This window comes from Streptomyces sp. NPDC048172 (assembly GCF_043202595.1).
Classification (GTDB): Bacteria; Actinomycetota; Actinomycetes; order Streptomycetales; family Streptomycetaceae; genus Streptomyces.
The window spans coordinates 278,248-291,746 of record NZ_JBIDAT010000009.1 but is presented as its reverse complement, the minus strand read 5'-3'; the positions used below and the strand labels follow the sequence as shown (position 1 = coordinate 291,746).

General features: G+C 74.5%; 17 protein-coding genes. 6 read left to right on the top strand and 11 right to left on the bottom strand.

The annotated features are described in order from the left end of the window. Nucleotides 1–136: 136 nt before the first annotated feature. The 3 genes from ACGF3A_RS35295 to ACGF3A_RS35285 all read right to left on the bottom strand — a co-directional run bounded on the left by ACGF3A_RS35295 (nucleotide 137) and on the right by ACGF3A_RS35285 (nucleotide 2,786). On the bottom strand, nucleotides 137–760 hold the full coding sequence (locus ACGF3A_RS35295) for a DNA polymerase ligase N-terminal domain-containing protein (protein ID WP_393734544.1): 624 nt from the start codon (nucleotides 758–760) through the stop codon (nucleotides 137–139). Nucleotides 761–770: 10 nt separating this feature from the next. Then, on the bottom strand, nucleotides 771–1,094 hold the full coding sequence (locus tag ACGF3A_RS35290) for a plasmid stabilization protein (protein ID WP_393734543.1): 324 nt from the start codon (nucleotides 1,092–1,094) through the stop codon (nucleotides 771–773). A gap of 159 nt (nucleotides 1,095–1,253) precedes the next feature. Continuing rightward, a complete protein-coding gene (locus ACGF3A_RS35285; protein WP_393734542.1) occupies nucleotides 1,254–2,786 on the bottom strand; it encodes an MFS transporter in 1,533 nt (510 codons plus the stop codon). A gap of 97 nt (nucleotides 2,787–2,883) precedes the next feature. On the opposite strand from ACGF3A_RS35285, the gene ACGF3A_RS35280 reads away from it, so the two are divergent. The 3 genes from ACGF3A_RS35280 (at nucleotide 2,884) to ACGF3A_RS35270 (ending at nucleotide 5,059) form a co-directional block, all read left to right on the top strand. After that, nucleotides 2,884–3,357 (top strand): MarR family winged helix-turn-helix transcriptional regulator, encoded by a 474-nt coding sequence (locus ACGF3A_RS35280; RefSeq protein ID WP_393734541.1) that lies wholly within the window; start codon nucleotides 2,884–2,886, stop codon nucleotides 3,355–3,357. Between the two features lie 9 nt (nucleotides 3,358–3,366). After that, nucleotides 3,367–4,125 (top strand): aminoglycoside adenylyltransferase family protein, encoded by a 759-nt coding sequence (locus ACGF3A_RS35275; RefSeq protein ID WP_393734540.1) that lies wholly within the window; start codon nucleotides 3,367–3,369, stop codon nucleotides 4,123–4,125. An 85-nt stretch (nucleotides 4,126–4,210) separates the two neighbouring features. Beyond that, nucleotides 4,211–5,059: an alpha/beta fold hydrolase gene (locus tag ACGF3A_RS35270; protein ID WP_393734539.1), complete on the top strand. Its 849-nt coding sequence runs from the start codon at nucleotides 4,211–4,213 to the stop codon at nucleotides 5,057–5,059. 21 nt (nucleotides 5,060–5,080) lie between these two features. On the opposite strand, the gene ACGF3A_RS35265 is transcribed toward ACGF3A_RS35270, so the two are convergent. After that, on the bottom strand, nucleotides 5,081–5,551 hold the full coding sequence (locus ACGF3A_RS35265; protein ID WP_393734538.1) for a GNAT family N-acetyltransferase: 471 nt from the start codon (nucleotides 5,549–5,551) through the stop codon (nucleotides 5,081–5,083). A 78-nt stretch (nucleotides 5,552–5,629) separates the two neighbouring features. On the opposite strand from ACGF3A_RS35265, the gene ACGF3A_RS35260 reads away from it, so the two are divergent. After that, nucleotides 5,630–6,238 carry an RDD family protein gene (locus ACGF3A_RS35260; RefSeq protein WP_393734537.1) on the top strand — a complete coding sequence of 203 codons (609 nt, stop codon included), beginning with the start codon at nucleotides 5,630–5,632 and terminating at the stop codon, nucleotides 6,236–6,238. Here ACGF3A_RS35260 and ACGF3A_RS35255 read toward each other — a convergent pair. After that, nucleotides 6,220–7,101 (bottom strand): LysR family transcriptional regulator, encoded by an 882-nt coding sequence (locus ACGF3A_RS35255; protein WP_393734536.1) that lies wholly within the window; start codon nucleotides 7,099–7,101, stop codon nucleotides 6,220–6,222. The genes ACGF3A_RS35260 and ACGF3A_RS35255 overlap by 19 nt on opposite strands. 68 nt (nucleotides 7,102–7,169) lie before the next feature. Here ACGF3A_RS35255 and ACGF3A_RS35250 point away from each other — a divergent pair, with 68 nt between their 5' ends. Beyond that, nucleotides 7,170–8,075 (top strand): DMT family transporter, encoded by a 906-nt coding sequence (locus ACGF3A_RS35250; RefSeq protein ID WP_393734535.1) that lies wholly within the window; start codon nucleotides 7,170–7,172, stop codon nucleotides 8,073–8,075. A 37-nt stretch (nucleotides 8,076–8,112) separates the two neighbouring features. Here the strand turns inward: ACGF3A_RS35250 and ACGF3A_RS35245 are convergent, their stop codons facing one another. From ACGF3A_RS35245 to ACGF3A_RS35225, 5 genes are all read right to left on the bottom strand, one after another. Further along, entirely contained in the window at nucleotides 8,113–9,258 is a 1,146-nt protein-coding gene (locus ACGF3A_RS35245; protein WP_393734534.1) for a hypothetical protein, read from the bottom strand. 482 nt (nucleotides 9,259–9,740) lie between these two features. After that, nucleotides 9,741–10,094 carry a hypothetical protein gene (locus ACGF3A_RS35240; protein WP_393734533.1) on the bottom strand — a complete coding sequence of 118 codons (354 nt, stop codon included), beginning with the start codon at nucleotides 10,092–10,094 and terminating at the stop codon, nucleotides 9,741–9,743. 405 nt (nucleotides 10,095–10,499) lie between these two features. Beyond that, nucleotides 10,500–10,763, bottom strand: coding sequence for a hypothetical protein (locus tag ACGF3A_RS35235; RefSeq protein ID WP_393734532.1), 264 nt, complete (start codon nucleotides 10,761–10,763; stop codon nucleotides 10,500–10,502). Between the two features lie 138 nt (nucleotides 10,764–10,901). Further along, nucleotides 10,902–11,138, bottom strand: a complete 237-nt coding sequence (locus ACGF3A_RS35230; RefSeq protein WP_393734531.1) for a hypothetical protein — start codon at nucleotides 11,136–11,138, stop codon at nucleotides 10,902–10,904. A 114-nt stretch (nucleotides 11,139–11,252) separates the two neighbouring features. After that, nucleotides 11,253–12,164, bottom strand: a complete 912-nt coding sequence (locus tag ACGF3A_RS35225; RefSeq protein WP_393734530.1) for an MBL fold metallo-hydrolase — start codon at nucleotides 12,162–12,164, stop codon at nucleotides 11,253–11,255. Between the two features lie 112 nt (nucleotides 12,165–12,276). Here ACGF3A_RS35225 and ACGF3A_RS35220 point away from each other — a divergent pair, with 112 nt between their 5' ends. Then, the gene (locus ACGF3A_RS35220) at nucleotides 12,277–13,143 is read left to right on the top strand and encodes a LysR family transcriptional regulator (protein ID WP_393734529.1); all 867 of its coding nucleotides are present in this window, start codon (nucleotides 12,277–12,279) and stop codon (nucleotides 13,141–13,143) included. A gap of 19 nt (nucleotides 13,144–13,162) precedes the next feature. On the opposite strand, the gene ACGF3A_RS35215 is transcribed toward ACGF3A_RS35220, so the two are convergent. Next, on the bottom strand, nucleotides 13,163–13,288 hold the full coding sequence (locus ACGF3A_RS35215; protein ID WP_393734528.1) for a hypothetical protein: 126 nt from the start codon (nucleotides 13,286–13,288) through the stop codon (nucleotides 13,163–13,165). Nucleotides 13,289–13,499 lie beyond the last annotated feature (211 nt).

Genomic DNA, 13,499 nt, shown 5'->3' with positions numbered 1-13,499 from the left:
AGAAGGCTTTTTCGCATATGCGTTCAGGGTATGTGGCCGGGCATATGAGTGGTGGCGGAAATTAACCGCGCGATGCGGATTGTTGAGCGAATTGTCATGTGCGGAGAGAAAAGGGGGAGTGGTACGGACCTAAAATTCAGATGAAGTCCGGTGCCGGGCCGCCCGCCTCGGCGACCCCCCGCAGCGTGCGCCCGCTCAGCGCCGAACGCGCCCGCGCCGGATCGGGGGTGCCGTGCGCCGAACCGGCCCGGCCGTCGTTCTCCTTCACCAGCAGCCACGCCTCGCGCTCGCCCTCCTCGCCGCTGCGGAAGCGGGTGAGCGCCCAGGCGCCGCGCAGTTTCGCGCCACGCAGCCGGAAGGAGACATGCCCCTTCTCCAGGGCGCGGGCAAAGTCCGCCTTGAGGGGTTCGTAGGTGCCCGTGTCCCAGACGATCACCGGCCCCGCGCCGTACTCGCCCCTGGGGATCACGCCCTCGAACGTGCGGTACTCCAGCGGGTGGTCCTCGGTCGGCATCGCGAGCCGCTTGTCGTGCGGGTCGGTCGAGGGCCCCTTGGGCACGGACCACGACTTCAGTACGCCCTCGACCTCCAGCCGGAAGTCGAAGTGGAGGGTGGTCGCGTCGTGGATCTGCACGACGAAGCGGTGCCCCGCGTCCCCGTCCTCCCCGGGGCCGCCGTCCCCCTCGGGCTCGGCGGTGCTGTCGAAGTGCCGCTTGCCGCGGTACGTGCTCAGCCGCTCCCCGGCGTCCTTGCCGCTCACGGGGCGCCCCTCAGCGGCCGAGCGCCTTGCGGAGCTGGCTCTTGTTCATCTGGGAGCGCCCCTCGATGCCGCGCTGCCGTGCCTCGTTGTAGAGCTGGTCGCGGGTGGGGCCTCCGGCGCCCTTGTGCGAGCGCTCGCCGCCGCGCTTCGGGGCGGGCTTGTCGCGTACGGAGGTACGGCTGGCGCTCTTCGCCTCGCCGGACTGCGCCCGTTCCTTGTTCACCGTACGGGCGGCGATCTCCTTCGCCCTGCTGGTGGAGGCGCCCTGGCGCTCGGCGCCCTCCTTGATGTGCTCGTACTGCCGTTCGCGCTTCCTGCTGGACCCGGCGGGCATGGTTCCTCCCGGTTCGCACTTCTCCGTGTGCTTCGTCTCTTCCGTGTCCCCTTCAGGATCGAGGTGATGCACGGGATCGGCGACCCGGCGACGGCACCGACGGCCCCCGGGGGGAAGAGGGCCGTCGGTGGACTGGGGGGGGCGGGCGGGTCGGTCAGGTCAGGCGCCCGCCGGGGCCTGCGCGGGCTCCGCCGTACGGCCGGGCCCGTCGTCGTCCGCCGAGGCCGGGCGGGCCGCCGGGATGACGGCGGCTATCGCCGCGGCCACCAGGGCGACGCCGCAGCCGACGATCAGGCCCGTGCGGAAGCCGTCCTCCGAGGCGATCGTGTGGCCGCCCATGGTGACGGTCATCTGGGCGAGGACGACGCCGATGACGGCGGCGCCGACCGAGGTGCCCAGCGAGCGCATCAGGGTGTTGAAGCCGTTGGCCGCCGCCGTCTCGGAGAGCGGGACGGAGCTCATGATCAGGGCGGGCATCGAGCCGTACGCGAGGCCCACGCCGCTGTTGATCACCATGCAGACCAGCATCAGGCCCCACGCCGAGCCCATCAGGGGCAGCGCCAGCCCGTAACCGGCGGCGATCACTATCACGCCGCAGATCAGCGTGAACTTGGGGCCGCGCGCGTTCGTGAGCTTCCCGCCCAGCGGCGAGACGAGCATCATCATGATCCCGCCCGGCGCCATCCACAGGCCCGCCGCGAGCATCGACTGGCCCAGCCCGTACCCGGTGGCCTCGGGGAACTGCAGGAGCTGGGGCACGATCAGCATCGCGGCGTACATGCCGACGCCCACGAAGACCGAGGCCACGTTGGTGAGCAGCACCCGGGGGCGGGCCGTGGTGCGCAGGTCGATCAGCGGGTCACGGGTGCGCAGCTCCCACAGGCCCCAGACGCCCAGCACCACGACGGCGGCGGCGAAGAGGCCGAGCGTCGTGCCCGAGCCCCAGCCCCAGTCGGCGCCCTTGGAGACGGCGAGCAGCAGGCAGACCAGCCCGGCGCCGAGCCCCAGCGCGCCCGGCACGTCGAAGCGCTGGCCCTTCGCCGCGGCGGGCACCTCGGGGATCAGGAACCAGATCAGCGCGGCGACCGCCACGGCGAACGCGGCGGAGCCCCAGAAGAGCACGCGCCAGTTCGTGTACTGCGCGACCGCGGCGGCGATCGGCAGGCCGAGCCCGCCGCCGATCCCCATCGAGGCGCTGACCAGCGCGATGGACGAGCTGAGCTTCTCCTGCGGCACCACGTCCCGCAGCAGCGCGATGCCGAGCGGCACCATGCCCATCCCCATGCCCTGGAGGCCGCGCCCGACGATCATCGGGACGACGGAGGACGAGAGGGCGCAGAGCACGGAGCCCGCGATCAGCGGCACGGTGCACGCCAGCAGCATCCTGCGCTTGCCGACGAGGTCGCCGAGGCGCCCGAAGACCGGCACGCAGACGGCCGCCACCAGCAGGGTCGCGGTGATCACCCACGCGGCGTTCGAGGACGAGGTGTCCAGGATCCGTGGGAGCTCGGCGATGAGCGGGGTGACCAGCGTCTGCATGATCGCCGCCGTGATGCCGGCGAACGCCAGCGTGGCGACCACGCCGCCCGCGCGGGCTGAGTGCTGGGGGGCTTCCATGAAGGAGGGCTCCTCGGGGTCTGTCGGGTCGGGTCTGTCGGGTCGGCCGGATCCGTCCGACCGGGGGATGTGCATCGTACACATCCAATGTACGAGCCACATCGTATGGTCGATGCACATAGCCGTGCGAGGATGGCCCGGCGGGGAACGGCGAGCAGGAGGCGGCAGGCGCATGGAGCGGACGGACAGGCCCACCCAAGAGGTCGAGTACGAGCAGATGCTCCTCAGCCGGCACGGCCTCCCGCTCCACCGGGGCGCCCGCCGCAAGGGCGGGGTCATGGAGCGCAGCGCGTACATCCTGCTCAGCCGCATCCGCGTGCAGGGGCCGATGTCGATCGGCGAGCTGAGCGACGCCTTCGGGCTCGACGCCTCCACCCTCAACCGCCAGACGGCGGCGGCCATGCGTGCCGGGCTCGTCGAGCGCATCCCCGATCCCGAGGGCGGCATGGCCCGCAAGTTCCGGCTGACCGGCGAGGGGGCCCGGCTGCTCGACGAGGAGCGCGAGGGGCTCGTCGAGGCGCTGGACCGGGTCATGGCCGACTGGGCCGACGAGGACATCGCCGTCTTCGCGTCCTATCTGCGGCGCTTCAACACCGACATCGAACGCCTCGGAGGCCGCCCCTGGCCCCGCCCCCAGGGTCTCTAGACTGACCCGATGGGTGATCAGATCGAGGAGACCGTGTCCCTGGTCCGCGACGTCCTGGGGGCCGAGGTCCTCGGCGCGTATCTGCACGGCTCGTCCGTGCTCGGCGGTCTCCAGCCCGCCAGCGACCTGGACGTGCTGGTCGTCACCCGCCGCGCCATGGACGAGCGGGAGCGGGCCGCGCTCCTGGAGGGGCTGCTGAAGATCTCCGGGCTCTCGCGCGAGGTCCGTCCCGTCGAACTCACCGTGGTCGTCCGGTCCGAGGTCAGCCCGTGGCGGACCCCGCCGGCCGGCGACTTCCTGTACGGGGAGTGGCTGCGCGAGGAGTTCGCCGCGGGCGCGGTCCCGCAGGCCGGGCCCATGCCGGACCTGGCGCTGCTGATCACGATGGTCCTCGCCGGTGACCGCCCCCTCCTCGGTCCGCCTCCGGCGCACCTTCTCGACCCGGTGCCGCACGCCGATCTCGTACGGGCGAGCGTGGCGGGCGTTCCCGAACTCGTCGGCGAGCTGGAGGAGGACACCCGGAACGTCCTCCTCACCCTCGCCCGCGTCTGGGCCACGCTCGCCACCGGCGAGATCAAACCGAAGGACGCCGCGGCCGACTGGGCCCTCGACCGGCTCCCGCCCGCGCACCGCCCGGTCCTGGCCCACGCCAGGGACCTCTACCGCACCTCCTCGTACGACGAGGAGACCTGGCCCGAGACGCTCCGCTCCGGCCTGCGCCCGCACGTGGACGAGGTCCTGGCGCGCATCGACGCGCTGACCCCGTGAACTGAGGTAGGGGCGGCGGTGAACTCACCGTAGAACGGGCTCAATCCGGTTGTCCGGAGGTGAACGGCACTGAAAGGGTCGGCGCATGCCGACCTTCTCCGCGTACGACGGGACCACGCTCGCCCATCACGCGTACGGCGAGGGGCCGCCCGTGATCTGCCTGCCCGGAGGCCCGATGCGCGCCTCCGCGTACCTCGGGGACCTCGGCGGGCTCGCGGACGCCGCGCGCCGCAGGCTGGTCCCGCTCGACCTGCGCGGCACCGGGGAGTCGGCGACGCCGGACGACCCCGCGACGTACCGCTGCGACCGGCTCGTCGCGGACGTCGAGGCGCTGCGCGCGCACCTCGGCGTGGACCGGGTGGACCTCCTCGCGCACTGCGCGGGCGCCAACCTGGCCGTGCTCTACGCCGCCCGCCACCCCGAACGCGTCGGCGGCCTCGCGCTGATCACGCCCAGCGTCGCCGCCGTCGGCATCGGCGTCACGGCGGAGGACCGGCTGGAGACGGCGCGGCTGCGGGAGGGCGAGCCCTGGTACCCGGCGGCGTTCGCGGCGCTGGAGGAGATCGTGGCGGGCCGGGGCAAGGACACGCGCTGGGAGGCCGTCGCGCCGTTCCTGCACGGCCGCTGGGACGACGCGGCCCGCGCCCTGGACGCCGCCGACGCCGGGCAGCGCAACGCCGAGGCCGCCGCCGTCTACGGCGCCGACGGGGCGTACGAGCCGGAGGCCACCCGCGCCGCGCTCCGGCGCCTGGCCTCGCGCGTGCTGGTGCTCGCCGGAGAGGTGGACCTCAACTCGCCGCCGGGCGCGATGGCCGAGTACGCCGGGCTCTTCCCGTACGCCCAGCTCGTCGTCCAGTCCGGTGCCGGGCACCACCCGTGGCTCGACGACCCGGAGCGGTTCGCGGCGGTCACGGCGGCGTTCCTGGCCCCGTGACCACCTCGGCCACCTCCTGCGCTACGGGCGCCAGTAGAGCGACGGGTCGGGGTGGTCGGTGAAGCCCAGGTCGCGGTAGAGGGGTTCGCCCTCGCGGGAGGCGTGCAGGTCGACGCGGTCCACCCCGTGCTCCCGGAACCAGCCGAGCAGCTCCCGCATCAGCGCGCGGCTGTGGCCGCGCCGCCGGTGGGCGGGGTCGGTGACCACCCCGAGCACGTTCCCCACCCGGCCGCGCGGCAGGTGCGGGCTCGGCACGCGCACTTCGGTGGTGCCGATGGCGCAGGCCGCGAGCCCGTCCTCGCCGTCCACGACGAGGATCCGCGCGCCGTCGTGCGCGAGCTGCTCCGTGAGCACGGCGGCGCAGGTCCCGCGCCACGCGGGGTCGGCTGACGCGGGGTTGAAGAAGTCGCCGCCCAACGTCTCGAAGAGCAGGGCCCGGAGCCGCACGAGCTCCGCGACGTCGTCCTCCACGGCAGGTCTCACCTCGGTCATGTAATGACCCTATGGCAAGTGCGACTCTTACGAAACCCCCGTCCGGCTCCCGCACTCCGGGCTGGCAGGATGAGGGTCATGATCGATCCTCGGGGGAATCAGTACGCCCACCATCCGCCGCCACAGGGCCCGTACGGGCCCTACGTGCCGTACCGGCCGTACGTCCCGGGCCGCGCCGGTGAGGCGCGGCGCTACGCCGCCGTGTTCGTGGACCTCGTGCTGGCCGTGACGCTCGGCCTCCTCGTGGCCAACGCGCTGGGCAAGGACGCCGGGCCCGACGGCACGCCCATGGGCGGGCGCGCGACGGGCGCGGCCGTCGGCACGCTGATCGGCTTCTCCTTCATCAACCAGACGCTGCTCACCTGGGCCTGCGGGGCCAGCCTCGGCAAGCTCCTGGCCCGGATCCGGGTCGTGCGCGCCACGGACGGCACGCGTCCCGGCCCGTTCCGGCTCGCCTGGCGCTGGCTCGCCGGGCTGTGCTGGCTGCCCCTCCAGCCGTACTACTGGCTGCGCTCCTGGATCCTCCTGTTCACCGGCGGCTCGGCCAAGGGCACGGTCGGGGACAACGAGGACGGCGAGCTGTACGAGGACATCTGCGGGGTCCGGCAGGTGCGCCGCAAGGACCTGCGCCCCTACGGGGAGCACGGGGGGCACGGCGGTCACGGCGGTTACGCGCCCTCGCGGTAGAGCTCGCCGAGCAGGGCCACCGCGTCGCGCGTCGCCGGGTGCGGGTCGTGGCGGCGCCAGACGAGCCGGACCGGCACGGGCTCCGCGTCGCGCAGCGGGCGGTAGACGATGCCGTCGCGCCGGTACTGCGCCGCGGTGGCGCGCGGCGTGACGCCGACGCAGCGCCCGGTCCCGATCGCGGCGAGCCAGTCGTCGATGTCCTGCGTGAACTCCACGGCGGGCCGCGCCCCTTCGGGCCACAGGTCCAGCGTCGTGGTGCCCGTGCGGCGGTCGATGATCAGGGTGCGCTCGCGGATCTCCGCCAGCCGCACGCCGCGCCGCCGGGCCCACGGATCGTCGGAGGCGAGCGCGACGACGCGGGGCTCGTGCCCGACGACGGCCTCCGCGTAGCTCCGCGTGCCCGGCGCCGTACGGACGACGGCCAGGTCGCACAGGCCCTCCGCGAGGCCGCCGGTGGGGGTGTTGTGCCGGATCAGGTGCAGCTCGACGTCGGGGTGGCGGTCGCGCCAGCGGCGCTGGAACTCCGCCGTGTGGCGGCCCATCGCCGACCACGCGTGCCCGACGCGCAGCCGGGTGTGGCCCGTCGTCGCCTGGCGGACCAGCTCCTCGGCCTCGGCGAGCAGCTGCCGGGCGCGGGCCAGGACCTGCACGCCCGCGGTCGTCGGCACGCAGACGCGGCTGGTGCGGTGCAGCAGCCGCGCGCCGAGGATCCGCTCCAGCGCGAGCAGCGTGCGCGAGACCGCCGCCTGCGAGACGCCGAGCTCGATCGCGGCGTCGGTGAGCGTCCCGGTGTCGACGATCGCGACGAGGCAGCGCAGATGCCGCAGCTCCAGCTCGCGCCCCGGCCGCGTACGTTCATCCATGCGTCCATCGTATGGATGGCGCGTCCGGCGCATTTTGCGCGGGGGAGGGGGAGCCGGATCGTCGTGCCATGACGACACAGGCGCACGCGAAGCCGCCCGCCGCCACCGGTCCCGGAGAGGCCGCGTCCCGCCGGTCCGGCGTCGCGCTGATGCTGGGCAGCGGGCTGTCCAACCAGGTGGGCGCCTCCGTCGCCGCGCTCGCGTTCCCCGCGCTGGGCCCCGCGGGCGTCGTGGCCGTACGGCAATGGGTGGCCGCCGTCGTGCTGGTGGCCGCCGGACGGCCGCGGCCACGGTCGTTCACGGCGGCGCAGTGGCGACCGGTGCTGGGGCTCGCGGCGGTGTTCGCGGCCATGAACCTCACGCTCTACACGGCGATCGACCGCATCGGGCTCGGCCTCGCGGTCACCCTGGAGTTCCTCGGCCCGCTCACCGTCGCGCTGGCGGGCTCGCGGCGCCGCGTGGACCTGGTGTGCGCGCTCGCCGCCGCGGGTGCCGTGGTGGTCCTCACCCGGCCCCGGCCCAGCACGGACTACGTCGGCATCGGGCTGGCGCTGCTCGCCGCCGTCTGCTGGGGCTGCTACATCCTGCTCAATCGGACGGTCGGCCAACGCCTGCCCGGACTCCAGGGATCGGCCACGGCGGCGGCCGTCTCAGCGCTGCTCTACGTGCCCGTGGGCGCCGTCGTCCTCTGGCTCCACCGGCCCACCGCGCCCGTACTGCTGTGCGCGGTGGCGGCCGGGGTGCTCTCCTCGGCGGTGCCGTTCCTCGCCGACCTGCTCGCGCTGCGCCGGGTCCCCGCCCGCTTCTTCGGCGTCTTCATGAGCGTCAACCCGGTCTACGCGTCCCTCGTCGGCATGGTCGTCCTCGGCCAGCGGCTCGACCCCGCCTCCTGGGCGGCCGTCGCGGTCGTCGTCGCGGCCAACGCGGTCGCCGTGGGCACGGCGGGCGGGGGAGACGGGAAGGGGCGGGGGTGAGAACGCCCCCCCGCCCCGGCCGTACCGCACGCCCGTACTACGCGCCCGTCGTCAGCTCGCTGTACGCCGTCGACGGCGGGTTCTCCGAGGCGCCGGTCCTGCCCACGGAGAGGTACGACGAGGTGCCCGGCACCCGCGCCACGCTGTACATGTACGGGGTCGGCGCCGCGTCGCCCGCCGGGCCGCGCACCAACTGCCAGGCGCTGCCGTCCCACTGGAGATACGCGCTGCGCTTCTGGTCCCAGAACTCCCAGCCGCAGATCCACGCGGGCTGCCCCGCGTCGTCGGCGGTGATGCCCAGCAGGGCGCCGGGGCCGATGTGGTCCTCCACGTACGTCCAGGCCGCGCCGTCCCAGCGCGCGAGCACGGCGCCCGGCGGTTTCCCGGGCGGCCCGCCCACGCCGTACGCCGCGCCGACCGCCCACACGTCGTCGTCGGCGACCGGCAGCACCTCGCTGATGCCCGAGCGGATGCTGCCCACGGCGGGCAGCACGGTCCACGCGCCGTCCCAGCGCGCCACGAGTCCGCCCCAGGTGCCTTCCCCCGTGTTCTGGCTCCCGGACGCCCACACCGCGCCGCCGGGGCCCACGGTGACGGAGACGAGCGAGGCCGCCGTCGGCTCCGCCACGGGGAGCGGCGCCAGCCACTTCCAGCGCTTGCCGTTCCAGTGCAGCAGCCGTACGGCGCCCGCCTGACGCCCGGTCACCCACACCTCGCGGCCGGGTCCGGTGGCCACCGCCCACAGCTGCGTGTCCGCGCTGCCGCTGCCGGGGAAGTCGACGGGGCGCCACGTGGTCCCGTTCCAGCGGACCAGGCGTCCCGAACCGTCCGCGGCCGAGCCGACGGCCCAGACGGCGTCCGGCGCCGCGGCGGCCACCGAGAGCAGCCCGCCGCTGAACTTCAGCGTGGACGTGTCCGACTTCGCCCAGGCCGCGCCGTCCCAGCGCATCGCCAGCGGCCGTCCCCGCTGCCCGGCGGCGGGCCGCGCCTCCTCGCCGACGGCCCACGCCGCCTTCGGGCCCAGCGCGGCGACCTTGCGCAGGTGCGCGCCCGCCTCGCTGCCGGGCGACGGCACGGGCCCCCACTCGGCGAGCGCGGCCCGTTCGCCCGCGCGGGACGCGGCGGGCGACGCGGTACGTGCCCACGCCTGGCCCGCTCCGCCCGCGAGCGCCAGCCCCGACACGGCCCCTACGGCCCCGACGGCCCCCGCAACAAAACGTCTTCGCTCCACTTTGCCGACCCCTCTCCCCACATGTGGTCAGAAGCCCACAACCCTGCACGGCCCCACGAGGCACGGCTAGTCACGCGCGTGGCAAAAGTGGCCGGACTACGGCGCGTGGGGGAGAGCCCGGTCATCGTCCCGGAGCAGCGCTTCCACGGGCCTTGCGGCAGCGGCGGCGGTGCGGTCAGCTGTGCCGGTGAACACGTTCCTGCCGTACGTCGTCGTGCTCGTCGTCCTCGCCGTGACCCTGGGGCTGTTCTCCTGGCTGGCCGTCTTCGTCCGGCGGCGCGGGGGAACGGCCACTGCCGCCATGGGCGCGCTCATGGGCGAGGAGGCGTTCCGCGCGAGCGCCCATCAGGCCCGTGTCGCGATCCACGCCCGCGCCGAGCGCCGTACGCCCGCGCCCTCGCCGGACGAGCCCGTGCGGATCCGCCGCCGTCGGCTCAGCGGAACTCGCGCACGACCTCGATCCGCCCGACGATATGGGCGTTGAACTCGTCCAACTCCTCCGCGGGCACCCACAGTTCGAGGATCGTCTCGCCCCCGGCGCGCTGCACCGGGTACCGGCTGAGGAACTCCGTGTCCACCTCGAAGCGCGTCACGAAGCCCGCGCCGCTGTGCTTGACGTTCCAGTCCCGGGCGATCCTGACGGCGTAGTCCTCGTTGAGCACCGGGTAGAAGATCGGCTGCTCGGGCAGGCGCGGGGGCCACGCGCGCCACTCCAGCTCCCGGACGAGCTCCAGCTCCTCGGGGCCGGTCGGGCGCCACAGGGTGGTCGTCGCTCGCTGGCTGCTCATGGGACTCGCGCTCCGTACGGTCGTTGATCGGAAGCCGGACGATACCGGTGCCCCCGCTCGGGCGGCCACGCGGTTTCCGCCGTCCGACTACGGGCATACGGGAGGGCGTAGCGACTTCGCCCCAGACCTCGGCGAGCGGCGCCCGTCCGTGGACGGCCGTTCCGGCGGGCGGCGCACCCTCAGAGCCCGTCCCCGCCGGGGCCGTCCCACCCCCGCGCCGCACGACGGTTCCAGGCGGGGCCCTGCCGAAGACCTCGGACGGCAGGGCAAGGGGGCCTGGGACGCGCAGGGGGGCCGTCACACCGCGCCCCGGGCCACAGGCCGGCCGTCGCCGAGCCATCCGTCGGCGGTCGGCCGCGGCGTGGAGGAGCGTGGGCCCCGAGTCCCGTCAGGCGCTGAGTCCCGTCAGGCGCTTTCGACGGCGCCGACGAGGACCAGCGGCCCGAAGGCCAGCGCGCCCGCGGTCCAGGCGAGTCCGGGCCGGATCTCGCGGTGGGCGCGGATCCCCAGATACGCGCCGAGGGGCGGCAGCAGGCACATGGCCAGGAAGCTCATGTGCCAGCCCTCCTCCCGGGTCAGGAACCACGTGAACGCGAGACACCCGGGCGCCCACGCGACGACCAGATTGCGCATCCGCGTGAGGAGCATCTCCAACTGGTCGTCCGTCACATGCCCTCCACGGGGGTTCGAGGGACAGGAGTCTAGATCCACGCCCGCTCCATGCACGACGACGCCGGTCTCCCGCGCCCGGAGAAGGGGAGGGGCGGGGAGACCGGCGTCGTCGTGCCGGGCGGGGGAGGGGCGCGGTCAGCCCAGGAGCGGGGTCACGCTGCCGGTGAGGCTGTCCGTGGGCAGGCCGACGGGCAGGCCGTTCTCGGTGGCGCCCTTGACGACCGTGCCCAGGATCTCCTCCGCCTGGCCGGCCTCGCCGCCCGCCTGGCCGCTCTGGCCCGGCTCGGCGGCCTGCGCGGTCGCGGTGGTGACGGGTGCGACGGCGAGGGCGAGCGCGGCGGTGGTCACGGCGGCGGCGAGCGAACGGTGCACGGCGGATGCTCCTTCGTGAGGGGGTCGGTTCACTCCCGTCAACGCCTCCGGCCCGCGCGGGGCACGCGTCCGCCCCCGAGTACGCCCGGGTGGGGGTCGGTTCGGGCCCGCGCGTTACGCGCTGTGCTCCGAGCAGAGGCAGTGGACGCCCTTCTCGATCCACTCCCTGCCCTCCCACTCCGGGTGCCGGGCGAGCATCAGGGCGTGGACCTCCTCGGCGATCGTCTCCTCGCCCATCGCCGAGTCGCGGCGCGCCCAGGTCTCGTCGCGCAGCAGCCGCAGATAGTCGCGTACGTCCGCGAGGAGCCCGGCGCCGCCCACCTCGCCGTGCCCCGGCACCACCACGCCCGGCCGCTCGTCGGCCAGCCGCTCCATGACGGCCAGCCAGCGGACGCCCGAGACGTCCGTGTCGTGCGGCGGGAACCAGGGGAAGATCGCGAACTGCCGCGCCTCCACCAGGTCCCCGGTGAACATCACCCCGGCGTCCGGGACCGTCACCACCTGGTCGCCCAGGCTGTGCGCGCGCCCCGTCGGCCGCAGCCGCACCACGCGGCCGCCCAGATCGAGGTCGTACGCCTGGTCGTAGAGGGTGTCAGGGGCCGCCAGCTCCACGCCGTCGAGGTGCCGGGAGACCAGCGGGCCGAACTCCCGGAACATCTCCAGATAGCCGGGCCCCTTCACCTTCAGGTCCTCGGCCTGCGCGTGGTTGGCGAGATACGTCGCCTCGCCCGCGAAGACCTCCGCGCCGAAGGCGTGCTCGGGGTGGAAGTGGGTCGTCGTCAGATACAGCCTGCGGCCCCGGGCGTACTCGCGCGCGAAGCGCAGCACCTCCCCGGCGTTCTCCGGACCCATCCCGGTCTCGACGACGAGGACGGCCTCCTTGCCGCCGACGAGGCCGACGTTCGGCACGAGCGGGACGCGCCGGTCCGGTATCACCACGAGATCGGGGGCGACTTCGTACGCACCCTCGACGCGGACGCGGGGTTCGGCGGCTTCGGACACGGCTTCGGGCTCTGCTCCGGTCACGGGAACTCTCCTTCTTCTCCGGGCTGTTCACCCCGAGTTCACCCCGTGACGTGCGCGGACGTCCAACACCGCTTCGGCGTGGCCCGATACAGCGCGGGTATCGTCGCCGCTCATGGACCTGCGGACGCTGCGCTATTTCGTGGCCGTCGCCGAAGAACTGCACTTCGGCCGCGCCGCCGTCCGGCTGCGCATGACCCAGCCGCCGCTGAGCAGGGCCGTCAAGCAGCTGGAGGCCGACCTCGGCGCCGTACTGCTGCGCCGCTCGGCGACGGGCGTCGCGCTCACCCCGGCGGGGACGGCGCTCTACGAGGAGGCCCGCGCGCTCCTGGAACAGGCCGGGCGCGCACGGCAGCGGGTCGCCGCGGCGGCGGGCGAGGCGACGCTGACGCTCGGGATGCTCGCCGACAGCGCCGAACAGGCCGGGGCCCGGCTGGCCGCCGCGTACCGCCGCCGCCACCACGGCGTACGCGTCGTCGTCCGCGAGGCCGACTTCGCCGATCCGACGACGGGGCTGCGCGCGGGCCTGGCCGACGTCGCGCTCACCCGGACCCCGTTCGACGAGACGGGCCTGACCACCCGGGTGCTGCGCTCCGACCCCGTCGGCGTCGTGCTGCGCGCCGACGACCCCCTCGCGCACCACGGCGCCCTGCCCCTGGACGCGCTGGCCGACCGCACTTGGTTCCGGCTGCCGGAGGGGACCGATCCGGTGTGGTCGGCGTACTGGTGCGGCGGCACGGACGAGGGGCGCGGGGCGGCCGGACGCGGCGACGGGCCCGTGGTGCGGACCGTCCACGAGTGCCTCCAGGCCGTGCTGTGGAGCGGCACCGTGGGCATCGCGCCCCTCACCCACGCCCTGCCCGAGGGGCTCACCGCGGTCCCGCTGCTCGACGTGGCGCCCAGCAGCCTCGTCGTCGCCTGGAACAGCGCGGACGCGCGGCCGCTGGTCCACTCCTTCGTCCGCCTCGCCACCGCGGGGTGACCCGGGCCGGTCCGGGCGGTCAGTCGGTCGCCGCGAGGACGAACGCGGCGGCCATCGAGGCCACGGCGATGGCCATCAGGATCCAGCGGGCCCAGGCGACCCACCGGGGCGTCCGCGGTCGGCTTTCCGTCTCGTCATACTCCACGTTGCCAACAACGACCCGGCGCGCGCTCAGAAACGTTTCTCCCAGCACGACCACGCGCGATCCCGCCGCCTCAGGGCTGGGCAGGGGTAGCCCCGTGCGGTGCTTTGCAGGCTGCGGCTGCGTCGTGGCTTGTCGCGGCGGTGGCCCCCCCCCCCCCCCCCCCGGCGGGCGGGGGCCGCCCGGGCCGCGCCCCCCCCACCCCCCCGCCCCC